We start from the raw sequence: 24324 nt of genomic DNA, 5'->3' as shown, positions 1-24324 counted from the left end.
GAGTGACGGTTAGAAGCCCTTAGTAGCTGACCCATCTTTCTTCCATACACAGCATATGCGCCACTGTTCATTTATGCGGATACTGTGCTGTCCGGATCGGTCCCCTTTGAGTTTTTCTAGCCTGTTGGCTGGCGGAGCAAGCAGGTCACGTAACTCAACAGCACCATCCAGCATCGTCAGCAGTAACCCGATTCGACCTTTTCTTACACAATAACATCTCTAATTTTTCTCAAACGCGTATGTACACGCTTAGAACTGAACAAAATAGATATCAAATCTATGTTTTTGGTTTTGCTCGAGGTGTGGGGTTTGATCTCCGCGAGAATACTCACGTAGGTTGGGCAGTGTTGTGTAGTGGGCTCTAGACGATCATCCTACACATCCAAATCATCGGCTTGGCCGGCGTTGGCCATCAGAAATTCGTAGCGAGCTTCGGTTTTTTTGCCCATGAGGTCGTGGAAGATGCGGTCGGTGTTGAGTTCGTCCATGAGCTCGACTTTTAAGAGTCGGCGTGTCGCGGTATGTAAGGTGGTTTCCCGGAGTTGATGGGGAAACATTTCTCCGAGTCCTTTGAAGCGGCTAATAGTGGGCTTGGCATTGCTCCGAGCTTGCTCTAAGATGCGTTCTTTCTCCTCGTCGGTTCCAGCCCAATGCACTTCCTTCCCAATCTCAATGCGGTAGAGCGGTGGTTGGCCAATATAGACATATCCTTGCTTGATGAGCTCCGGGAGATGCCTGAAGAAGAAGGTTAAGAGAAGCGTACTGATATGGTACCCGTCGATATCGGCATCCATGAGCAGGATGATTTTGTGGTAACGCAGTTTCTTGACGTCAAAGTCCTTACCGATTCCGCAGCCTAATGCCTTGACTAAATCGGCCAGCTCTTTGTTTTCCACGACTTTGGCCAACGTCAAATCCTCAGTATTCAGAACTTTACCTCGAATAGGCAAAATAGCCTGCGTTTTTAAATCTCGTCCCTGTTTTGCGGTTCCGCCTGCTGAATCCCCTTCGACGATGAAGAGTTCGCTGATTGAAGGGTCGGTACTTTGGCAATCTGCCAGTTTTCCAGGCAGATTCAATCGATGACTGACCGCTGATTTACGCATCACGGCTTTAGAGGCTTCCCGTGAGGCTTCCCTGGCACGGGCGGCAAGGACCATACGGCCAACTAAGGATTCAGCGATAGACTGGTTTTCGTTGAGAAAGGTTTCTAAGGCCGGGCGGATCGCACTATCTGTCAGCCCTTGCACTTCAGGATTATTGAGACGCTCTTTGGTTTGCCCTTGAAACTGCGGGTTTAAAATCAACACGCTGAGTACAGCGGCCAGGCCTTCGCGGATGTCTTCGGCTTGGAGGCTGACGCCTTTGGGAGTCAGGTTATGCGTTTCGATATAATTTCGAACGGCTTTGACGATTCCGGCGCGGAGTCCTATTTCATGGGTGCCGCCGTTGGGGGTCGGGACTCCGTTCACATAGCTTCGAATAAATTCTGCTGGTTCGTCGGTCCATTGCAGGGCGACTTCCATCCCGAATCCGTTGCCATTTGCCGCTTGGTCTCCGGTTTGTTTGAGTTTTCGATCTAAGTAAAAGACAAAATCAGCCGAAGGTTTTCGTCCACGATCTGTGACGAGTTTGACCAGATACTCTTGGATGCCTTGTTCGTGTACGAAGCTGTGAGTTTCGCCAGAGCTTCCGTCCTTAAAGGTGAGCTTGAGGCCTTTGTGAAGATAGGCTTTGGCTTCCAACGTATCTTTCAGCAAGACCGGATCAAAGAGTGTCATCTTTCCGAAAATAGCGGAGTCCGGGCGAAAATACACTGATGTGCCTGTGCCACGAGCCTGTCCAATTCGTTTGACTGGTCCTTGGGCTTTGCCGGCTTGGTAGGTTTGTGACCATTCCTGTCCGTCTCGTTTCACTCGGACTTCGAGATGACGCGATAAGGCGTTCACGACGGATGCTCCCACTCCATGCAGGCCTCCTGAGTGAATGTAGCTTCCTGTCTCGAACTTTCCACCGGCATGCAAGGTGGTCATGATAATTTCCAGGGCGGATTTTTTGAATTTTGGATGCTTCTCGACCGGAATGCCGCGTCCGTTATCTGTAATCTGTATGCCGCTGCGAGCTTTATCGAGTTCAACAAGAATTGTGGTGGCGTGACCATTGATCACTTCATCAATGGCATTGTCCAAGACTTCCCACACGAGATGATGTAGGCCGGTCTTATCTGTCCCGCCGATATACATCGCCGGTCGACGCCGTACTGGTTCGATGCCTTCTAAAACAAGAATGTCGCTCGCGTCATATTTTTTCGCCATGTGCTAACTCTTTGGATATCTCGTGTCGTTGGTGGAACGTTGACGATTCATTTAATTGGTCGACTCTGTTGGGAATTCAGGTAGGGTTGCTTCCTGAATTTCAGTCCCACTGAGGCTTCCTCGACGAAAGAGAGGGTGGCCTTTTCCTCCACGGCTGACGGCTTGATATTTTTTGGAAGTTACAGGCAACTTTGCCCCATCCTGTTTAAGCAGGATGACTTGATCGTGCTTGTCTTTTAAGAGACCGAAGGCCACGACATGATCCTGTTGGTCTAATTTGATCACAATCACCCCTCGTCCCGGTCCTGACAGGAGGGGAATGTCTTCAGCCTGACACAGCAGCAAGCGACCGCGTTGGGACGCGACCGCGACGGTTGATGTGGCGAGTGCTCCCTCGAGAAATCCAAGACTCACAACTTCTTCGCCGTCTTTCAGTTTGATGAACTTTCGACCTAATCGGGTTGAAGGTTCTTGAAACGTACGTAATTCAATACGTACACCCATGCCGGTTGAACTCACGGCGACGGCTTGCCCTATCGAGGTTGCCCCGTCTTTGGCTGATTGATCAAATAACGGAAGGGATTTTGAGGTTTTCCCTTTCGATTTGACGGGCTCAGTTTGTCGCATACGTGGATCTAAGCTCAAGGCGGCAATGATACGTTCCCCATCTTTGAATTTGAAAAGCTTTTGCGCCGGATCCCCGTACCCACTTCGTGCGGGAGGGATATCGCCGATGCGTATGGTGTAGGCGCTGCCGTAGTTCGAGAAAAACACGACGTTGTCGATAGAGCTGCCGCCAAGTGCGAGCATGAGCTGATCGCCTTCTCGAAGCCGGGCTTTTGATAAGTCTTTGATGAGACCAACTCGCCGAATCCATCCATCGGTTGAGACGGTGAGAATCGCATCCTCTTTCACCATGTAGGCTTCCGGGTCAAACTGCACCTCTTCAGTTTGGCGCCGACCAATTTTGGTTCGACGTTTGTTTGAGTAGGTATTGGATACTTCCGTCAGTTCGTTTTTGACCACGGTCCAGAGTCTTGGCTTGGAGGCGAGTAGGGCTTTGAGTTCTTTCGCCTGTCGACGTTTGTCGGTGAGTTCATCCACCATTTTCTTGATTTCTGTGCGCGATAATTTGTAGATCGCCGTTTCGAGAATGGCTTCGGTTTGTATGGCGTCAAGATCAAAGCGTTGCTGAAGCTTTTGTGCTGAATCGGCTTTGCCATCGCTTTGACGCACGATTTTGAGGACTTGGTCGAGTGCATCAAAAATGATTTTAAATCCGTTCAGGATGTGAATGCGTCGTTCAAGTACTCGCAAGTCATATTCGTACCGTCGCTTGACCGTCTCAAATCGAAAGTCAATAAACAGCTCGAGTATTTGCTTGAGATTTAAGCAGTCGGGTCGTGAAGCTTGGGTGCCTGGCACTGGAACTAAGCACGTGAGGTTGACCGAGAAATTATTCTGTAACGGGGTGTTTTTAAAGAGATAGGCCATGGCGACATCGGGGTCGGCGCCTTTTTGAACCTCAAGGGCAACGCGCACGTCGGTCGTGGATTCATCCCGCACATCGAGGAGTTGAGGGATTTTTCGTGCGCCAATCAGTTCACCGACTCGCTCGACAATTGTTGATTTGTCAACGGCGAACGGGATTGAGGTGATAATGATCTCTGTTTGTCCTTGGCCGCGCTCTTCGATGGTATATTCACCACGGAGCCGGACGGATCCTTGCCCCTTCTCGTAAATCTCACGAATGTCTGAACGACTGTTGAGGATTTCTCCTCCAGTAGGAAAATCAGGGCCTTTGACGTGTTTGAGCAGATCGGCAATCGAACAGTTTCGATTATTGATCAGTGTCACAGCCGCGTCGATGACTTCCCCTAGGTTATGCGGTGGAATATTCGTGGCCATACCAACGGCAATGCCCGTTGAGCCGTTGACCAGCAGATTGGGGAATCTTGCTGGCAGAACGAGCGGCTCTTCGGCTTTCCCATCGTAATTGGGCTGCAGATCGACGGTCTCTTTGTTGAGTTCGGACAAAAGGTCTAACGCCGCTGGAGCTAATCGTGCTTCGGTATATCGGTAGGCGGCTGGCGGATCACCGTCAAGGCTGCCAAAGTTTCCATGTCCATCAACGAGAGGCAGTCGCAACGACCAAGCTTGCGCCATGCGGGCCATGGCATCGTAGACGGCCGAGTCGCCATGGGGATGCCATTCACCGATGACGGAACCCACGACTTTGGCGCTTTTGATTGGCGGTCGATCCGGCGTTAAGCGGTGGTTGTGATACATCGAAAAGAGAATGCGTCGTTGGACTGGTTTCAAGCCGTCGCGGACATCTGGAAGGGCACGAGAGGTAATGACCGAGAGGGCGTAGTTGAGATATCGCTGTCGTGTCGTTTCATCCAGCGGGACGGATGTGATGATTTCATCGACGCGAGGGGTTGGTTTGGTTTTCTTTGATTTCGTTTTGGCCATTGCTGTGTTATCTACAAATCTGGAAGGGAGTCATCGTACTCGAAGTCAATCGGCTGAGGTGTATTGTTTACGGGGTTGCAGGCGGAGGGTTGGGCCCAAGGTCATCATTAGAATCTGGTTGCTCCGGTTCAAGAAAGATCTCAGGTGGGGCTTCGAGGCTGAGTTGATCTCGAATCCGTGTTTGTACCCAGTTGGGATCCCACCATTCGGTTGGGTTTATCTGTTCTCCATGCAAAATCAAGCTGAAATGCAAATGATCGCCGGCGGCGAGGCCCGTTGTACCTGAACGCGCAATGACTTGTCCAATGGTCACAGCATCTCCAGTGCGCACGGCAAATGACGAAAGGTGAGCATAGAGGGACTGCAGGCCGTAGCCGTGGTCGATAACGATGGTGTTTCCGTAAATGCCGAGATAGTCGGCAAACACGACAACCCCATCATTAGAGGCTTGCACGGGGTATTGTTTGGTGACGGCCAGATCAAAGCCTAAGTGATCTTGGGTGTCGACGATCTTGTTTTTATAGACATATTTTCGATGATCCGCAAATGACGCTTCGACTTTTGATCCAGGCAGTTGACGAAAGGCTTTTGTCCAGAGGAACGCGGCTTCACTTTGTTTTGAAAAGTCTCGGATGGTCTGGTTATTCAACTGCCGAAGCTGGTTGTTCACCATGACAAAGTTCCCGAGATTTGATCCTTGATCTGACAGTTCCGGTGTTTGCGCAATGATCGGCAAGACGGCTTTTTTAATAAATGAATCGGAAATACCGATACGTCGTGTTCTCCAGGCCTTTTTCTTCACCCGAAGGTCGATGTTGAAAATAGCGGTATTGCCGACGGCATCTTGCGCGGTCAGTTGAACGGGGGTATTGGGTTTTGCGTTATACGGCATCGCAATGAGGGCAAACATGCCCGAGTCGTCAGGCAGCGGATAGCCTGGGAAAAAAGCCGATTGGATTTGCACTCCATGTGTGACGGCATCAGGTGACGCGCGGTACCGGACTACGCCTGAGCCTCCTTGGGAGATTGAGCTAGGGGGAGAAAGTAATTCAAGTCGTGGTGGACTGAATTTTGGGGTGAAGTCTTGCGAGATGCGATGACGATTGCCTTCGAGCAGGTTGCGCCAGGAATAGTCGCGTGCGGTAATGAGTAGTTTTGCGTCTCCTGGTTTTCTGGGAATCGTCTCGTCGGCATAGGGGGTCACCGTAAGTTCATAGTCGTGTCGGGTTCCCCCTTCGGCAGAGAGCAATCCACGTGACGTGAACGACTGTTTATCAATGACGTACGTTTTCAGGTTATGCACGATTCGAATCGAAATATTGCGTAAGCCGGTATCAGGATCGGAGATTCGAATGGAGAGCGGGGTTGACGGACCAACCTGATCAAACGGTTGCGTAATGACGATCTCCGGCGGGGTGATATCTCCCCACCGCGATAAGCCAACGACGACAAGGTACGTTGTCATCAGCACGAGGGCAATCAGAATAACGAGAAATTTTTTCGACACGCGGATGCAGTAACTCCTGTGTTCTTATGTAAATGTTGGGAGGGAGGCCTAAAGGAATATAGCGAACCCAACTGGTGACGAGCCGATATGCTTGGACACGATGGTTGTGAGACAACGTGTTCCTCACATGTCTCCGACCTTGGTGATTAAACTTTCCTTCTTTTTGTATTCATTAATAGGTGTCCAAGTTCAACCGATGTCCTTGGACACGATAACTGTATGACCGAAGGGCACTCAGAAATATCTTACGTTGGAGTCTAATCCTTCTTGATGCCGAGCCTACACGTGTCCAAGCAGATATAACACTATGACACACCAAATGTTGGAAATATATTGGAACAGCTACATTTTCCTCTATTTACTTATACCATATGAAGGGTAGAGAGCAAGGTGCGTGCTAGATTTTCTCTGAGAACTGTGCTCATCACAGGCACCACTAGTGTTTTCACTCCCCACCTCTTGACACCAGTGCAGTGATGTCATAGCCTGTGCAACCGCTTGGTTGGTATGGACTCATCAACGAGACCATCATAGAATACTAGATAATGTGGCAAGAGCGAGGAATCGCTGATGTCGCAATCTCGTCATAATCATTTAAACTGTTGCATTAATGAAATCGGATCTCATGGATGAGCTGATCCGCTCTTTTCTCCTTGCCGTATCTCGGTTATTTCCTATTTCGTCTTCATTTTTTCAATTTCCAACCGATGATGACATTACGGGTACGATTGCGTGAGTTGTGAGACATTCCGAGGAATGGATGTAGACAACGAATGATGTGGATTGACATTCTCAGGAAGGAGATGCCGTGGGACTAGCAGGAGACTTTCTCGGATGGTTTTCAAGTGATCTGGCCATTGATCTAGGGACGGCCACGTCACTGGTCTATGTGCGTGGCAAGGGCATTATGCTCAGTGAGCCTTCGGTGGTGGCCATTGAAAAGCAAAGTAATACGGTGTTGGCCGTGGGAGCCGAAGCGAAAAAAATGGTGGGTCGAACGCCGGGAAACATCGTGGCGATCCGGCCAATTAAAGAAGGCGTGATCGCGGACTTTGCCATGACGGAGCGAATGCTGCACTATTTTATTACCAAAGCTCATAACCGAAACTCCTTTGTCCGGCCACGATGTATCATTGGCGTACCCTCACGGATTACCGAAGTTGAGCAGCGCGCCGTCCGTGAATCCGCTACCCATGCCGGAGCGCGGGAAGTCTATTTGATTGAAGAGCCCGTCGCAGCCGCCATTGGTGCAGGCCTTCCCATAACTGAGCCATCGGGCAATATGGTTGTAGATATTGGCGGTGGAACCACCGATATTGCCGTCATCTCATTGGGTGGGATCGTGTGTAGCGAATCGGTGAAGGTGGCCGGGGATCAGATGGATGATGCCATTATGAGCTATATTAAACGACGCTATAATTTGTTGATTGGCGAACATATGGCTGAGAAAATTAAAATAGAAGTGGGGTCAGCCTATCCCTTGGAACAGCAAAAAACGATGATGGTCAAGGGGCGTGATATGATTTCAGGGATTCCCCGTACCGTCGTGGTGAATGACGCGGAGATTCGGGAAGCGTTGGAAGAACCCATTCATTCCATTGTGAACGCGCTTCGAACCTCCTTAGAAAATACTCCGCCGGAGTTAGCCGGTGATATTATTGACCGAGGGGTGGTGATCACTGGCGGCGGGTCGATGTTGCCGGGACTCGCGACGCGGTTTCAGGAAGAAACCAACCTTCCGATTATCACCGTGGAAGATCCGCTAACCTCGGTGGTTCTTGGTGTAGGGAAAGTCCTTGATGAGGGAGATCTCTTTAAGAAAGTCTCACTATTAAGGCCAAGCTAACGCTCATGCGGTGCCGGCGTGAGTTTGTGGACTGATCCTGCGTAGCCAAGAACATACAGCTCTCCCGACTCATCTTCTCCAAACGACGGAATCTGCAAGTCCGTATCGAGAAGAACGTTGAACGATCCGTTTGCATACCCAAAAATTTCTCCGCTACAGAAGTCGGCAAAGAGGTAGGTGCCCTGGAGGGCCGGGATGGCTTTTCCTCGATACACGTAGCCGCCGGTGACGGAACAGCGGCCATCATCGCCGTTTGGATAGTTCAGGACCGGCAATGTCAGGTGTTGTGAGTGTTGACAATCTTGCTTCGGTTGAAAGCAATGCTGTCCTTCCATGAATCGCCAGCCATGATTTTCGCCTTTCTTGACCTTGGTGATCTCTTCCCACGAGTTTTGCCCGACGTCGCCAGCCCATAGCTCTCCGGTTTGTCGATCAAAGGAAAATCTCCAAGGATTTCGCAATCCCGTCGCATAGATTTCTGGTTTTCCTCCATTTTTGACGAATGGATTATCAGCCGGGATGCTATAGGGGGTTCCTTGATTAATATCGATACGAAGAAACTTTCCAAGTAATTCATTGGGGTTTTGCGCACGGTTTTCTGGGTCGCCTCCCGCACCACCGTCTCCCATTCCAATATAAAGGTACCCATCGTGACCAAACGCAAGCATGCCGCCATTGTGGTTTCCGTATGGTTGGGGCATAACCAAGAGGACTTTTTCTCCAGTTTCGACTTGATCGGGATTCGCCGCCCGGCGATACTCGGCAATGACCGTGGCTTGATCCTCTTTACGGGTATAGTTAATGAACAATCGTCCATTTTTTTTGTAATGTGGGTGAAAGGCCAAGCCTAATAACCCTCGTTCTCCCCCAATCGACACCTTGTTGGAGATATCCAGAAATGGCGTTGGGAGAAGTTGCCCTTTTTTGAAAATGAGCACTTTCCCATCTTGTTCAACGATGAACAGCCGACCCTCATCTTCTTGTGTGTGAGTCAAAAAAACTGGTTTATGCAGGTTGCTTGAGATCATAGGGGTTAACGTAAATGGAGCGGTAGGATGCTCTGGGGAAGCGGACAGTGCCATGACGGGAGAAGAACCCAGGGCATGAACGAGGATGAGCAGGGCTAATCCTCGTAAACCTGGTCGTTTGGGGAGTGGTATCCGAATCATGGGTAATCCTCCAGGATTGCGAACCGAATAGTTGACTTGGTATAAAAAGGGACGTGATCCGTTTTGGCCACGTTGTAACCGTTGGTAGGCGTTGCCATTTTCATTCTAAGAGATAATGGAAGACTCATGATTCTTAAATACGAAAATGATGTGTTAGACGAAGAGCATTCTGCTGGTCACTTTTACCATGTCTGTCAGGGGAGGATCCAGGAGAAAGAATTGTCGGTTCCACCACCTGATGAGCCGTATGAATGTCCTGATTGCGGGATTGATCTTGAGCAGGAAGACTTTTTGCTTGCTCAACAACGCGGATGGTCGTAAGCGCAAAGCGTATTTCATGAAGCGTGAAACGACCAAAAAAGTAAGAAAATCTTCTCACGTAATACGAAAGGCGAATTGAAATGTCTAGTAGTGTCGGGCGAAAAACAGTAAAAGTCATGCGGGGCATTATGATGCTCTGCCCGGTGTGTTTTGAGTCTGTTCATGAGGAAAAGCTTGTAGATGAAAAAAACTATGTCGAAGATCATGAAGCGTTCTTTGATTTGATTTGCCCGGGATGTGAAGATATTAATCGCCCATTAATCGATGATATGCTTGGCAGCTCGGAATAGCTCTCGCTCATTTCCTTCCCGTTACATACTCTTCTGACCGCTGAATCAACTTTGTCGCAATCCTCTCCGTCTGTGCCAATTACCTACGCATCATAAATATGGTGGGTTGAGACTCGTTCTCTTCAGTCAATAACTGCGCCCAATTCCGCATGAATAACTCGTATCACTACAGTTTTTCCAATAACTGACCGAAAAGAACTATAAGGGCAAAAGTGTAGACCAACCTTTCAGCAAAGGAGGTGCCGTATGAGAGGCTCCATTCCTTTTTTTACAAGGTCTGTTGTATCAGGAGGAGTCATTCTCCTATTGATGATTGTGCCGTTTGTGAGTGTTGCCTGCCTGGATGTTCCCAACCCCGAAGAGTTTCAAGTCGACCTTCCATCTGAGAGTAAACTTCTGCCAAATGGCATGATGGTCGTGGTCTATAGTGACTCAACAGGTGAGCGACGAACCCATGTTACGATCCATCGCGTGCTTCGGGTATTACCTGGACGGTTTCCATCACTTCCAGAGTTACGCGATCCTCAATATAAAATAATGGAAACGGATGGAACCATTGGTCCGATAACCTATCTCCTGAAAGCCCATGCGCTTTACTATGGCGAGGGAACCGATTCGCTGGGATTTCCAACGAAGTCTTGGATAGATCCGGAAGAAGATGGCCTCAATGGTAATGAGCATTCCGTCTCGTTAGCCGGGTAGTGATTGCCTGTCAAGGCGTAGCGGGGATAAGAAGGCTTGGTTTTATCCAAGCCTTCTTATCCCCGTTGCTTTCCAAGAGCATTCAAACCATACAATACAATTCTCTTCCCCGTGACCCATCTCTTTGGCCTTGAGAGTGGTCTCCCTCTCATGTCACTGCCCCCATCAAAAGCTATTTTGTGAGGACGGTGACATTCGTTTGAGATGAGCGTTTGTTCTGGCATTACCCTCCTGCTGGGGATATCCTGACAAAGTTGAGAATGGTTTTGGTCTTTCCTCCGTTCCGGGTAAGTTGAATAGTTAAGTTTCCATCGTTCACCGTTACAGGGAAATCGGTTATAGTCAGGAATTCATTGACCTGTGTCGTCACATTGTTAATGACAGTTTGCCCTTCGACTACGATATGATGCGGTCCCTGAACGTAACTCGGGTCGCCGCTGGCTAATGAGATCAGATACTGGCCGTTGGCGAGAGTGTATTGCCAAGTGACAGCATTGCCAGTGTCAAAATGAATGAAGGTGTCTCGGGACTGATCGTTGAGGTAATTCCGATCGTGGGTGTTGACCCGTGTCGACCAGCCATAGCCGCGAGACGCGTTAAAGACGGCGCCGTCATCCTTGATGAATCCTGCTGGGACAGCCGCAGAGCCAGGTTGAAAGTTGATGGCGACTGCCGAGCCTTTTGGTGGCGGCGGGCCTGGATCTGGTGCCGGTGGCGGGGTCGAACCGGCAGGGGCAATGCGGATGAAGTTGAGGATGGTTTTCTTGCTCGTGCCATTTGGACGCGTGAGACGAATCGTTAATTGTCCGTCTGTGATGGTGGTGAGATGATTCGTAATTTGTACAAATTCATTGACCTTGGTCGGAATATTATTCATGACCGTGACGCCCTCGACTTGGACATGATGAGGGCCTTGTGGCCAAGAGGGATCTCCGCTGGCAAGCGATACATGGTATTGACCATTGGGAAGGGTATATTGCCAGGTGACGGTGGCGCCTTTGTCAAAGTGAATCAAGGTATCGAGGGCCTGATCACTCGAACGATTCCGGTTTCTGGTATTCACGCGCGTTGACCATCCGTAACCACGTGTAGCATTGAAGACTGAGCCGTCATCTTTTAAGAAGCCCGCTGGTGTTTCTGCGGACGAAGGTTGAAAGTTGATGGCGACGGTTTGATTGCCAGGGGGCAGCGGACTTGGCGGAACCGGGGGTGGACTTGGCGGAGCCGGGGGTGGACTTGGTGGAACCGGGACCGACCCGCCCTGACTATGTTTATAAATCCAGACTTCCGGGTTACTCGTGACGGCTTTTATGTACATGACTACGCCATAGGTACTAATAGGAATCACGACGGAATTCGCGATGTTCTTCGAAGAATTATTAAATTTTCCTGGTCGCCCTACATCGTTGACTGTCCCCCAGCGGTTTGTCAAAAAGTCAAATGCATGGAATTTCCCCTTGTTTGTCAGAACAAGAAGCTCCCCGGATCCTGGGTCAGCGGCGATGATGGTGCCTGTTTGGTGGCCCGCATTCACATGAAGTGGCGATGGGGCGTCGGGCCGTTGTACGGCCGTTCCTGAACTGTTTACGGTGCACCACCGGCTATGGAGAGGGCCCGATGAAGTATTTCCGCCTCCAAAGGCCAGCTCGCCTCGTAATGGTAGATAAAGGGCAAAGGTATGATAGGCCCCAGATTTTGGGCCGAAGCAGCTGGATTTTCTTGTGATCACGCCCCATTTGTCAGTATCGGGATTGTACTCTCGAATATTGCCAGTCGTGCCATCCGCGATAACCCATGTGCCGCGCTCCGGGAAATAGACCAATGCCTCGGCAACATTCCCGCTGTTAGACGTGGTACTTACCAGTTGCCAAGTGTTCGCCGTACTGATGGTTTGACGGATAGAAAATTGGTAGAGCTTCGTAACCGAGGGCTTTAAATTAATGTATCCGAGTGTCCCGCTTCCTGCGTCGATGGCATTATGATAATACCCGTGACCCCAGTTGACTCCAGGATATCCTGGTATGCGCCCCCCTTCTCGCCACGAGTTCGTTGCGTCATCGTATACATGGAGTTTGTTGGTCCCAAAACGGGCAGCTGCTAAGAAATAGACACGGCGGGTAATAGGGTCCCACGTACCTTCTCCCATCGCGTCAAGAGTTGTCAGGCTGCTATTTTGGCGGAAGAAGCTCGCTGGTGGATTGGATAACTTCGCCCATTTTCCTGGGGATAAGTTGTTTGCCGCAGTACTCAATTCTGTGGCTTCGGAATGAATGGGAGTTACGAGTCCAAAAACGCAACTGATAAAAAAGATGATGATAGATAAAAGAATCATGATGGTTCCTCCCCCTGCATATCGGCGGGATGGAAGCCTCGGTCGTGTAGAGGAATAGCATGATCATCCACCCACTGCCGTGTATTAGGAATATATGAATAAACATATGAATACTTGAGCCCTCATATATTTTTTGAGATGAAAAGGAAACGATTTTCTTTCTTTCGTCACGAACCAAGGCGTTCCAGGATATGCAGAACTTTATGGGCATCAGTATCACAACCCAGAACGATTAATTTGTCAATATGAATGGAGCAGGTATTGCCGGTTCTCATTGACCGGTCGATGGTCTTGTAGGTGAGGGTTCTACATGTACAGAATTTGCATTGAGTTGGATTCCAACTTGCTCAGAATAACGATTGCATCTAAGCTGACGACACAATAGGGAATTTCATTGAATTTAAGAGATGTTCGATACACGGTAGCTCGATAGACCAACGGCTATGCAGAGTGTAGCCCTACGTATTATTTGGGTTTGGGTATTGAAAGGAAGTACTGTGTATGCTGATGCTTGAGGTGGGTTTAGAGAGGGAAGCGATAGACGCACTGAATGTTAGAATGGGCACTTTGGTACGTGAGTCGGATGTTTCGATCTAAGAGGGTCGTCATTCCTGCGGTTGCACGTGTGTCTCTGAACGTATGATACCTGTTTGAGGCTGACGGACTCAGTCAAAAGAGGCAACATGCAGCAAACGGTCGTTTGCTCACATTGTATGGTGTCTCTAGGATCAATCACTCGCGATTCAGCTTCTAAAGACTTGACGGTGACGCCGCTCTACTGTGCTGCGTAGTAAAATTCCTCCTTGGCGATTTTATCCTCTTCTACGGTATAGAGACCGATTTCTTCTATGGTCATGCGCTTCCCTGTGTGTTTGGGAGTCACGTCAAATTTAAATAGCACGGCGAAGCGATTTCCGTTTGGGAAGGGACCGGTCACCTCACCACTGTGGACTTCGTGGTTTTCCACCCACCAGATATTCTTCCCTTTAATGGCTTCGAGTCCGGTTTGTGTTTGTTCCATGCCCGGCATTGCACAGGCTTCGATGCTGACAATGTTTGGGCTATAAAACTTTTCAATGGCTTCCATATTCTTCCCTTGTTTGCAAAGCCCGACAAGTTCTTGTCCAATTTGAGTAGCAGACATGAAGGAGTCCTCCTTTTCTATATGTGCGGTAAATATTTCATCGTTCGGGATCCGTGTTGTGTTATTTGGTATCTCGCACAATGATACGTTCTGACGTGTTTTTTTAACGAAATACGATTCACGCTTGCGCGCCGGAGCGCTACAGCGCGCAGGCACGAACGACGAGCGACGATATTTAATTGAGTGAGCACGATCCTGGCCCGCGTGGGTCACCGCAAGAACCACAAGCTCCCGGCTCACCTCCCGCAGCATATCCTCCATCACTCCCGCCTACGGCAAAAGCCGTTAATTGTTTTTCCAAATTGGTGGTCTGGCACTCAGGACATTCAGGAATTATTGAACCCTGGACAAGTGAGTCGAAATGATGGGAACATTCTTGGCAAATATAGGAGAACATTGGCATGGGTCCCTAGACCTCATTTTTTTCGTAATGGTAAAGGCTAGTATAAGAAAGGATCTCTGTACCTGACAATAGGCAGGACGTGAGTACAGTTCAATCTCTGATCGTTCGAATAAAGGGGCTGAAGTTATGTATCATGAAGAGAAGACGTTTACCGTATCATTTAGTTTAGAAGCGCACTTTCCTGATGACTATGAAGGCGATGAAGATGAGCAGGCCTGGCTTCATGATTGGGAGTCGCGAGTCATGCCGGATATGGTCAAGGCTATCTTTACGACGCTGAGAAAATATCCTTCGTGGGCTGCTCGTGTGCGCAATCGTGGAATGGCTCCAACGGAGGCTCTTGAAATTGCGTTAATCAAAGATTACACCAAACCCATTAATCCCTGAGGTTGCGTATGAAGATCTTCTCCCTATTCTTCACAAGAACTCAATTCTGGAGTGTTGTGGTCATGTTGATGGCTCCATCAGTGTTTGCACAAAATCTTGTGTACACTCCGATTGCGAGTACCTCTGTGGGGCGTACGCCTCAATCGATAGCCACGGGAGATTTTAATCACGATGGGCTGCTCGATATCGCGACGGTCAATAGCACATCCGATGATGTCTCCATTCTCTTGAGTAACGGGAACGGAACGTTTCGATCAGCAGTGTCTTTTGGCGTTGGCAAAATTCCTATGGCCGTAGCGACGAGCGATCTCAATGGTGACGACACGTTAGATCTCGTGGTTGCCACGAGTGGGATGGATCAGATTATTGTGCTTTTCGGCCAAGGGACTGGATTTTTTACACAAGCAGGCAGCTATCCATCCGGTAAGGGAACCACATTTGTCGTATTGCAGGACGTTGATGGTAATGGCAGTGCTGATATGGTTACGGCCAATAGTGGACGGTTTGGATATTATCCGCCCTTTAGTGTGTCCGTCCTGTTGAACAAGGGATCGGGGACATTCGGCAAGCCGACATTATATGAGACAGATGGACGAGATGGAATGTTTCCCACCGGGGTGTATGCTCATGATCTGACAGGAGATGGTCATGTGGATGTGGCCGTCACGTGGAGTCAAGCAAGTTGGCGTACGCCGAACGGGATGATTTCATTACTCGCCAATCAAGGCGATGGAACGTTTGTCCTGAAGGATGAAATCAAAGCAGGCTTGTCGTTGAGTGCCATTACAGGAGCGGACTTGAATGGCGATGGGCGTGGTGATTTGGTGACGACGAGTATTTTCTCCGATAGCGTGATCGTCCTGTTTCAAGACAAGCATGGGAAATTTGTCAACCGAGGATCGATGAAGGTGGGGTTTAGTCCAGTAGCGGTCGCTATTCGTGATTTAAATGGCGATGATGAATTAGATCTTGTCGTTACCAATCGAGATTCCAATAGTGTGTCGGTTCTTCTAAGCAATGGAGTGGCTACGTTTCACCAAGCTGGGCACTTTGGTGTTGGGGCTGTTCCCTCGGCAGTGGTTGCGGAAGATTTTGATTTGGATACATTGCCGGATCTCGTGACGGCCGACAGCGATTCCGATGCAATTTCGGTGTTGCTGAGTGGGGGAGGCGCTATTCCACTTGCTAGTATGAGCACAGACTCCATCATTTTTGAAGCCGATGATGTTCAGTCGGATTCTCGAGAGAAAACGGTACGACTGTCAAATATCGGGCTTGGTCCGCTTCAGGTCGCAACTGTCGAATTAGTGGGAAAAAACCCGGAAGCCTTTTCACTGAAGGACAATCAATGCGCGAAAGCCGAATTGTTGACCGGAACTTCATGTACCATTCAGATCGCGTTTACGCCTGGCAGTCAAGGGAGTCATACTGCGATGATTCGAGTGATGGATAATAGTAGTGGCAGTCCAAGGGTCGTTGTGCTGAAAGGTATATTCAAAGGATAAGCGGGCTCCATTCATTCAAGGCTACGGCTTGTCATTCCTCGCAGGGTTTTTCTCTCGATCATCCTCGGTAAATTAGATAGTATCTCTACAATGACAGGTGTTTGGTGTATCGATTACAGGTGGCCTCGGGCACGTACGGGTAAGTTCGTCAGCAGATGATGCAACTCCTTCGTTTCAGAAAGCCATTCCTGTCAGCATGATTGGTTTATAGGTGTCCCTAAGTTACGATTGTTCTGTACTCATGTAGTCAATGATTATTTGTCTTTTGTTGGGATTCATGACCGTCTGATGTGGGAATTATAGGTGGCCTAGGCTACGATGGTTGTGTGTTAAAACTGCTTCTGATGTAGGTTATAAAATTGAGGGCCATGGCGTACTGATGTCGCAATTATAGGTAGCTTAGAACACGGTAGGGTAAAGCTCTTCAGCAGATGATGCAACTCCTTCGTTCCAGAAAGTCATTCCTGTCAGAATGATTGATTTATAGGTGTTCTAATGCAACGAATAGGGATAGACATTGGAGGGACTTTTACTGACTTTGTTGTTCACGACGACAGGGATGGAACGGTGCGAAGTTTTAAGCGTTTGTCGACACCTACTTCTCCAGAGATTGCGGTTCTTGAGGGGATAGCGACGGTTCCGGTTGTTGGTTCCCGAGTTGTGGTTCATGGATCGACGGTAGCGACGAATGCGCTGTTAGAACGAAAGGGGGCAACAACGGCCTTAGTCACGACCAGAGGGTTTCGGGATATGCTGGTGATTGGTCGGCAAACTCGTGAACAGTTATATGATTTAGTGCCTGATTCGCTCACGCCATTGATTCCGTCTGAACTATGCTTTGAAGTCCCAGAGCGTGTCGACTATCAAGGAACAGTCGTGACGCCACTTGACTTGACGGAGGTTGACCGCATCATCCCAATCTTACTGGATCAACGAGTCAACTCCGTCGCGGTGAGTTTCTTATTTTCCTTTCTGTTTCCTGATCATGAACGCTTGGTTGCTGCCCGTCTTCGCGATGCTGGATTTTTTGTGACGGCGTCGCACGAGTTGGTTCCGGAATTTCGCGAGTACGAACGAACGAGTACGACGGCCATTAATTCCTATGTGTCTCCAGTGCTGGACCGATACCTTGCGCAAGTCCAACAGACAATGCAGCCTGCAGAGTTCCATATATTACAGTCTAATGGCGGAAGACTTTCCGTTGAACAGGCACGCGGACAGGGTGTGCGTTCCATTCTGTCTGGCCCGGCAGGTGGTGTCGTGGGGGCGAGATATATCGCCAAACTTGCCGGTTACGAAAATCTCATGACATTTGATATGGGTGGAACCTCGACCGATGTTTCTTTGGTCACAGACCATCTGCATGTTACCAATGAGGCAACGGTTGGCGGACTGCCGATTCGTGTTCCCGTTCTTGATATCCATACTGTCGGTTCGGGAGGAGGGTCAATTGCGTATCGAGATGCCGGAGGCGGTCTCCGTGTTGGTCCGCAGAGTGCGGGAGCGGATCCCGGCCCAGTGTGTTATGGGCGTGGTGGTCAGCAGCCAACGGTGACGGATGCCAACGTTCTTCTTGGTCGTCTTCCGCATGACGGATTTTTGGATGGGACGATGGCCTTGGATTATGCGAAAGCGGCAGACAGTCTGAATCTGTTGGCGAGAGATCTGTCACTTGTTTCATCAACAACGCTCGATCAGATACAGGCTTTAGCATTCGGTATTGTGCAGATTGTCAACGCCCATATGGAACGGGCGATGCGGGTCATTTCCGTAGAACGGGGATATGATTCACGGGATTGCACCTTAGTCTCATTTGGGGGAGCGGGCGGACTGCATGCCTGTGATATTGCGAGGCAATTGAGTATTCCGCGTGTGGTGATTTCTCCAAAGGCTGCGACACTCTCCGCGTTGGGCATGCTTTCGGCCGATGCACACATCGACTATGTGCAAACCTTCATGATCGAAGGGGACGTGTCCTTTGAGGAACTTGAGAAACGAGCGCAATCTCTTGTGGAGCAAGGGATGAACGATCTTCAGCGTCAGGGCTTGAATGCGGACTCCATTGAGGTGGTTCGAGAAATAGATATGCGATACAGGGGACAATCATTTGAATTGAGCGTGCCTCTCACTCCAGACTTTCGAGCACAGTTTGATGCGTTACATGAGCGACGCTATGGATTTTGTCACTATGATGCACAGACCGAGATCGTGAATGTTCGTGTTCGTACGATAGGGGTGGTCATGCCGCCAGTTTTGCCTGTGTATCGGGCTGAACATTCCGATGTGAAAGAAGCGATCTGGTGTCATCGGCCGGTGGTACTTCAAGGTCAGATTGAAGAAATAATTCATTACCGAGGGTCACTTTTGCAGACGGGGCATCGGGTCGAGGGGCCAGCCATTATTGTGCAAGAGGATACGACTATCTATTTAGGGGCAACCGATTCGGCTGTCGTTGATCAGTATCGAAATCTGGTGCTTGAGGTTGGAGCGTAAGCATGGATGACCCTATTCGTATAGAAATCATGAAACATCTCTTTGTGTCGGTGGCTGAAGAAATGGGTGTGCGGTTACAGCGCTCGGCCTACTCTCCAAACATTAAGGAACGGCGTGATTTTTCCTGCGCCGTGTTCGACGCCGGTGGACAGTTGGTTGCGCAGGCGGCTCATATTCCTGTGCATCTGGGTGCGATGCCGCTCTCCGTTCAAGCATGTCTGCAGGCGTTTACGTTCTCTCCCGGAGATGTGGCGATGGTAAATGATCCATATCAGGGCGGGACGCATCTTCCTGATATTACGATGGTGTCACCCCTATATAGTGAACGGAATGGATGTGCAAGGCTTTTGGGGTTTGTGGCTAATCGCGCGCATCATGCGGATGTTGGTGGGATGTCGGCAGGTTCGATGCCATTGTCGGAAGAAATTTTTCAGGAAGGCGTCATTATTCCTCCTTTGAAATTAGTGCGCGGTGGCGTACGTAATCAGGATGTATGGAACTTGTTTTTGGCTAACGTTCGAACCCCGGTTGAGCGAGCCGGAGATCTTCATGCACAACTGGCGGCGAATACTATCGGAATTCATCGCATGCAGGGTTTTATGCAGCGATATGGGTTCGAACAAGTGAGTCAGGATATGGCTGCGTTAGTTGAGTATGGCGAACGTATGACGCGTCGGCTTATCACAGAGTTACCGAATGGTCTGTATCGTTTTGAAGATCGACTAGATGATGATGGGATGACGGCTGACCCGGTGACAATTATGGCCACAGTGACGATTGCCGGAGACGAAGCGACGATCGACTTTACCGGGACTGATTCTCAACGAACAGGAAGTATTAACGCCGTGTATCCCATCACGTTGTCTGCCGTCGTCTATGTGTTTCGATGTTTGCTTGGCCTCGATATCCCTGCGAACAGTGGGTGCATGAAACCCATTCATCTCGTCGCGCCGGAAGGGACAGTTGTCAATGCACGATCTCCTGCGGCCGTGGCCGGAGGAAATGTTGAAACTTCGCAACGCATTGTCGATGTGGTGCTAGGGGCATTGGCGCAAGCATGTCCCGAACGTATTCCGGCTGCCAGTCAGGGAACGATGAATAATGTTGCAATTGGAGGATGGGACCCCGTCCGTCACCAGCCTTTTACCTATTATGAAACCATAGGTGGTGGCATGGGGGCCAGGCCGACCGGTAATGGTGCAAGTGCAATCCATTCTCACATGACGAATACCCTGAACACGCCAGTCGAAGCCTTGGAATATGCCTATCCCTTTCGAGTCACGCAATATACTGTGCGGGAACGATCTGGTGGACAGGGAGGTTTTGCTGGGGGTAATGGCATTTGCCGGTCATATGAGTTTTTACAACAGGCTCATGTGACCATTCTCTCTGAGCGGCGTACGTACAGTCCGTATGGGTTGGCGGGTGGACAGCCGGGGCAACCTGGGCGAAATCAGTTGCAGCGTAGCGGAGAGATTCAGGAATTACCAGGGAAATGTCGCATTGATGTCCAATTGGGTGATATCCTCACAATCGAAACTCCTGGAGGGGGAGGGTATGGAAGTCAACGTGAAAATTTAAAAAGGTAACATGTCAAATTTTTCAATATGACGCAACAGATAAGGAGCAAGTCTCATGTCGGATGATCGTCAAAAAGAAACGGACCCAGAAAAGTTAGCACTGTTGTATGAACGGTTTAAAGATGTCTGTCTTGTCGAAAAAGAAGTGTGGAAGGAAATCTATATGCCACCGAGTCAAGTGACGAATGGTGCTGTGATGACGAATGTGCAGGAGCGATATGACGTGATTATTGATGATGAAGACATTGAAGACACGCTTGAGGCCAATATTCCGCTTGGGAGCAAATCACTCGCTGCAGCAATCCAAGAGTATAAATCGCATATTAGTTTCGCGAAGAAGTGATCGGTGCTACAGAAAATTAAATGGAAATGGGACAACTAGCATGCTCCCAGCCTTTTTCTTCTATGAATCACGTAGTTTCCTTTGTACGAGAACCACACAGCTCTCGAATTTGCACCCAGTTTGTCTTTGGCAGCAACGAAGTTGCCGGGTTGAACGTTGGAGGTATAAGCTTTTGCAAGCGTTGAATGCGTTCATTCGTCGAGGGGTGAGTTTGTAGATATTGTGTAATATGTTGAGGCGTTTTTCCCTTCTCGTAAAGCTTTTCTTTGATCGTCCGAAAAAAGTTCAACATGCCTTGTGGGTCGATTCCTGCGCGAAGTAATAGCACCACTCCTTCTTTATCTGCTTGCTCTTCTACATCTCGATTGTACGACAAGGTTTGGAGTATATGCGCGGCTTGTAGTCCGAATGTCATGATCCCGCTGACGTCTCCGCTTAAGGCTCCGACCACGACTCCCATTGACGCCTGTTGGACTAAGAGCCGCATGCCATGACGTTGTAAGATATGCTGCATTTCATGAGCGAGTACGCCAGCCATTTCTTCGGCAGTTTCAGTGCTTTCGAGTAATCCTCGAAACACAAGTATCTGTCCGCCCGGTGCCGCGAGCGCGTTGACGGTGGGGCTGTCTACGACAGAAATGTGAAATGTATAGGGGGTAGACTGCACGGATGTACTCAAGGTGCTCACGATGGTGTCAAGTGATTCAATAATTTTCGGGTCAGCGCAACGTTTCTCCTGCGGAGCCAGTTCCGTGGCTATGTATTGGCCCAATTCTTTTTCCCAGGCTATTGGAATGAGTGTAGTGATTGGACCTGAGAGCCAGGGTATGCCCCAGGTGAAAGTCACCCACAAAAGCGGAAGGCTGACGAGACCGGCGAGTATCGTCAGCAGCAATCGACGCTGGCGACGTGCGGGGTTATGAAAGTGTGTGGCCAGGTCCGGTGCAAGAGCATGAAGACTCTGTAAGATGGCAATGTCAGATACTGTGAGAATCTCACATATCCCACTCCCTCGTTCGAATCGAACCTCTTCTCCTGAATATTTCCCCTGCGTTTGTCTGATATTGCAATAGCGCCAGGATAATTGGCTGCCGGATTGGGCGATGATTTGTATTCCAGAAGGTTGTATTTGAACCGTGACGCGGTGTGGAACGGCAGATACGCCATCGTAATAGATGCCGCTCCATTCTGTTTTTGGTGTGGTGGAACTCACGAGTTATTGAGAGACTGCAATGGACTGATAAGGCTATAGCCGTTTCAATTATAGCGTAAGCGTATAACTCTAAGCCGAATTGCTATCACGTACAAAGCGCAACCACACATGTCGTAGGAGCAAAAGGTGAAAAGTACGGCTATAACTTCCGCTGATTCAAACGTTGTACCGCGCGGAGCTATAGCCGATTCACTGAATTTCCGTACTCTTGAAGCGTTTGACTCCGCGTTGAAAGTCTTTACTTGGACACCTGTAATGGAGATATGTGTAGCCAGAACGATCACAACAACGATTACCCATCAAGTGCAACCGGGTCATTCAACGACCGTGTCCAAGCAGACTGATGTATATCTAGATTCGCTATAGTTGTATGTTTCCGTTTGGAACGTATTTGGATTCGCTATAGCCTATTCTTCTTGTCTTAGTTTGAGCGACGTACGCTTCACGAACAACGAGATGCGTCTTGTATGTTCCTAGCCGAGGTCGAATCCGGTATCGAAGAATCCTGCTAACTCTTCTCCCGTTGGAGAAGCATCTAAGGCATCTTGTTCGATGAGATGAAGATCGAGGGGACCGTCGAGTTCTGTGTAGTAATAAAAGAACTGCAGGTTACGAACTTGAACCCATGGCCACGCCATTCCTAATGTGCTGACCAGAAGAAAGAGATGTCCCAGCCGTAATTCGAAAATTTTCCACGCGGTCACGGTTGAAAAGAATCGAGCCTCGCCGAATATTGTATGATTCCAGAAAAAGCATTGTCGGGCAGCTTGCAGGTAAAACCATGGGACGATGAGCCCGATCCCGGCGATAAATGGAAGAGCGCTTGACGCAAACATGAGTGTTGTCATGTCAGACAGTGGCATGGAAAGGTACACGGTAATCACAGCCAGGACTATGCTGCTTGCAAGTGTGATGGTCATGAGATAGAGCACGGCCGATTTGGTGTAGATCGCAAATAAGTCCTTGCCGGTTCCCTCGTAGTCGAAGGTTTGGCTGCCGAATTGAGAATGTGTGATCAAGTAATGTCGTCGAGCATTTTCAAAGAATGGATAATACAGTCCAAGTGTGAGCGCGGTGAGAACAGAGCCTTTCAGCCAGAGCTTGGTATAGTCCGATACGGTGCCGCGAAACGAGAAGCGAATATTCCGTAAGGACGTTCGGCTCATGCGGTATCGGTGCGCACCGACGACGGCGACGGGGATGAAACAAAGGAAGAGCAGTCCGGCGATGCCTTGTGGAATATACGGAGGCACTTGTTTCCAGAAAAATGGAAGCGCACTTAACGACAAGTAGGGAATGCCGAAGACCAGCATGGCTTTCATCCATCCCGTAAACAGTTCTTTTCCTGTACCATGATAGGCAAACCTACTGCTGGCAAAGCTGGTTTGGCTGTTCAGAAATGCTCGTACACGGGCTCGTCCCCAGAAAGAATAGATTCCGAGTGTGATGATGGTGAGAAAGCTATTCACGATAAATATGCCAAAAAGTGATCGTCCGTTTCCCCAGAACACAGGGTGTCGAATTCGATCTGAGGAAATTGGATGTTCTGGTGTAGGGGCGATGGGGATTGGCGGTTCGTCGTTTGACTCCTCATCAACATGACTTGAATCAGGATTTTCGATAGACTCTGTCTGTTCAATCGTGAGCAATGCTTCTGAATGAGTGGGGTTGTCTTGTTGTTGCCCATTTTCTGATGATGCGTGTGCCGTCGCAATCACTGGAGGATCAACGCTCATGGTTGTTGGCTGCCAGTCCGGTGTCGTCGTTGATTGGTTCCCCACTTGCGAGTGTTCTTCGACTTGAGGACTGTCCTCTATTGATGTCGGCGTATGACTTTCCGGGGGCTGTGTATTCAGAACCGGTTCCGTCGCTGCTGCGAATGCCGATGGAGTCGTGGAAGACGACGATGATGGCCAGGGTGCTGAGGTGGTTTTCTCGCCCGTTATGACTGGAACATCTTCCTCCAGACTGAATAGTCCGGCTCCACATGAGATGCATTCATCCGTTTGAGTTTGACGCTCACCGCACTCCGGGCACGTCAGTTCTGTTGTCGCATCCATGTCGGTCTTCCTTGTCTTCACGTCAAAGTGGTGTAAGGTAATATATTGATCATGAGTGTTCAGACATGTTTGAATCTAACGATGTATCGGCAAGAACACGCGAAAACCTAAATGAACGGATGCCTGATGTTTGATTTTTGAGTGGGCTTGATTCGTGGAAGTTGGAAGAAAGCATTGCGTGTAAATGCGTAGATATGGCTTAGGTATTAGCTATGAGGTTGGTGATGCCGATGAAAGAC

18 protein-coding genes and 1 pseudogene are annotated in these 24324 nt (G+C 49.3%); 9 read left to right on the top strand and 10 right to left on the bottom strand.

Going from position 1 to position 24324, the window contains the following annotated elements:
- Positions 1-9: 9 nt before the first annotated feature.
- The 4 genes and pseudogenes from ACWHX8_RS18025 to ACWHX8_RS18010 all read right to left on the bottom strand — a co-directional run.
- Positions 10-180 (bottom strand): annotated as a pseudogene (locus ACWHX8_RS18025) (type II toxin-antitoxin system RelE/ParE family toxin); the annotation flags it as partial.
- A gap of 194 nt (positions 181-374) precedes the next feature.
- A complete protein-coding gene (locus ACWHX8_RS18020; RefSeq protein ID WP_447969520.1) occupies positions 375-2315 on the bottom strand; it encodes a DNA gyrase/topoisomerase IV subunit B in 1941 nt (646 codons plus the stop codon).
- 51 nt (positions 2316-2366) lie between these two features.
- Positions 2367-4790 carry a DNA gyrase/topoisomerase IV subunit A gene (locus ACWHX8_RS18015; RefSeq protein ID WP_447969519.1) on the bottom strand — a complete coding sequence of 808 codons (2424 nt, stop codon included), beginning with the start codon at positions 4788-4790 and terminating at the stop codon, positions 2367-2369.
- Positions 4791-4857: 67 nt separating this feature from the next.
- On the bottom strand, positions 4858-6297 hold the full coding sequence (locus ACWHX8_RS18010; protein WP_447969518.1) for a M23 family metallopeptidase: 1440 nt from the start codon (positions 6295-6297) through the stop codon (positions 4858-4860).
- A gap of 808 nt (positions 6298-7105) precedes the next feature.
- Between ACWHX8_RS18010 and mreB the strand changes: the two genes are divergently transcribed.
- Positions 7106-8143 carry a rod shape-determining protein MreB gene (gene mreB / locus ACWHX8_RS18005; protein WP_447969517.1) on the top strand — a complete coding sequence of 346 codons (1038 nt, stop codon included), beginning with the start codon at positions 7106-7108 and terminating at the stop codon, positions 8141-8143.
- On the opposite strand, the gene ACWHX8_RS18000 is transcribed toward mreB, so the two are convergent.
- A complete protein-coding gene (locus ACWHX8_RS18000; protein ID WP_447969516.1) occupies positions 8140-9312 on the bottom strand; it encodes a PQQ-dependent sugar dehydrogenase in 1173 nt (390 codons plus the stop codon). The two genes, mreB and ACWHX8_RS18000, sit on opposite strands and share 4 nt — an antisense overlap.
- A 126-nt stretch (positions 9313-9438) precedes the next feature.
- Between ACWHX8_RS18000 and ACWHX8_RS17995 the strand changes: the two genes are divergently transcribed.
- The 3 genes from ACWHX8_RS17995 to ACWHX8_RS17985 all read left to right on the top strand — a co-directional run bounded on the left by ACWHX8_RS17995 (position 9439) and on the right by ACWHX8_RS17985 (position 10625).
- Positions 9439-9633, top strand: coding sequence for a hypothetical protein (locus tag ACWHX8_RS17995; protein WP_447969515.1), 195 nt, complete (start codon positions 9439-9441; stop codon positions 9631-9633).
- 80 nt (positions 9634-9713) lie between these two features.
- Positions 9714-9923, top strand: coding sequence for a hypothetical protein (locus tag ACWHX8_RS17990; RefSeq protein WP_447969514.1), 210 nt, complete (start codon positions 9714-9716; stop codon positions 9921-9923).
- A gap of 246 nt (positions 9924-10169) precedes the next feature.
- Positions 10170-10625: a hypothetical protein gene (locus tag ACWHX8_RS17985; RefSeq protein ID WP_447969513.1), complete on the top strand. Its 456-nt coding sequence runs from the start codon at positions 10170-10172 to the stop codon at positions 10623-10625.
- A gap of 223 nt (positions 10626-10848) precedes the next feature.
- Here the strand turns inward: ACWHX8_RS17985 and ACWHX8_RS17980 are convergent, their stop codons facing one another.
- The 3 genes from ACWHX8_RS17980 to ACWHX8_RS17970 form a co-directional block, all read right to left on the bottom strand.
- A complete protein-coding gene (locus ACWHX8_RS17980; RefSeq protein WP_447969512.1) occupies positions 10849-12957 on the bottom strand; it encodes a hypothetical protein in 2109 nt (702 codons plus the stop codon).
- A 775-nt stretch (positions 12958-13732) separates the two neighbouring features.
- Positions 13733-14101, bottom strand: coding sequence for a SnoaL-like domain-containing protein (locus ACWHX8_RS17975; protein ID WP_447969511.1), 369 nt, complete (start codon positions 14099-14101; stop codon positions 13733-13735).
- A gap of 175 nt (positions 14102-14276) precedes the next feature.
- On the bottom strand, positions 14277-14498 hold the full coding sequence (locus tag ACWHX8_RS17970) for an FmdB family zinc ribbon protein (protein ID WP_447971934.1): 222 nt from the start codon (positions 14496-14498) through the stop codon (positions 14277-14279).
- 132 nt (positions 14499-14630) lie between these two features.
- Between ACWHX8_RS17970 and ACWHX8_RS17965 the strand changes: the two genes are divergently transcribed.
- The 5 genes from ACWHX8_RS17965 (at position 14631) to ACWHX8_RS17945 (ending at position 20812) form a co-directional block, all read left to right on the top strand.
- Positions 14631-14891: a hypothetical protein gene (locus ACWHX8_RS17965; protein WP_447969510.1), complete on the top strand. Its 261-nt coding sequence runs from the start codon at positions 14631-14633 to the stop codon at positions 14889-14891.
- Between the two features lie 62 nt (positions 14892-14953).
- Complete coding sequence (locus tag ACWHX8_RS17960) at positions 14954-16396, top strand: FG-GAP-like repeat-containing protein (protein ID WP_447969509.1); 1443 nt, start codon at positions 14954-14956, stop codon at positions 16394-16396.
- Between the two features lie 495 nt (positions 16397-16891).
- Positions 16892-18889 (top strand): hydantoinase/oxoprolinase family protein, encoded by a 1998-nt coding sequence (locus tag ACWHX8_RS17955; RefSeq protein WP_447969508.1) that lies wholly within the window; start codon positions 16892-16894, stop codon positions 18887-18889.
- Positions 18890-18891: 2 nt separating this feature from the next.
- A complete protein-coding gene (locus ACWHX8_RS17950; RefSeq protein ID WP_447969507.1) occupies positions 18892-20478 on the top strand; it encodes a hydantoinase B/oxoprolinase family protein in 1587 nt (528 codons plus the stop codon).
- A 46-nt stretch (positions 20479-20524) separates the two neighbouring features.
- On the top strand, positions 20525-20812 hold the full coding sequence (locus tag ACWHX8_RS17945; protein ID WP_447969506.1) for a hypothetical protein: 288 nt from the start codon (positions 20525-20527) through the stop codon (positions 20810-20812).
- A gap of 67 nt (positions 20813-20879) precedes the next feature.
- Here the strand turns inward: ACWHX8_RS17945 and ACWHX8_RS17940 are convergent, their stop codons facing one another.
- Together ACWHX8_RS17940 and ACWHX8_RS17935 are read right to left on the bottom strand one after the other, a co-directional pair.
- Entirely contained in the window at positions 20880-22025 is a 1146-nt protein-coding gene (locus tag ACWHX8_RS17940; RefSeq protein ID WP_447969505.1) for a M48 family metallopeptidase, read from the bottom strand.
- 473 nt (positions 22026-22498) lie between these two features.
- On the bottom strand, positions 22499-24085 hold the full coding sequence (locus tag ACWHX8_RS17935) for a YjgN family protein (RefSeq protein ID WP_447969504.1): 1587 nt from the start codon (positions 24083-24085) through the stop codon (positions 22499-22501).
- Positions 24086-24324 lie beyond the last annotated feature (239 nt).

Source organism: Nitrospira sp. M1 (genome assembly GCF_965152605.1).
Note: the sequence above shows the minus strand (reverse complement) of the source record. Positions and strands in the feature narration are given on the sequence as shown.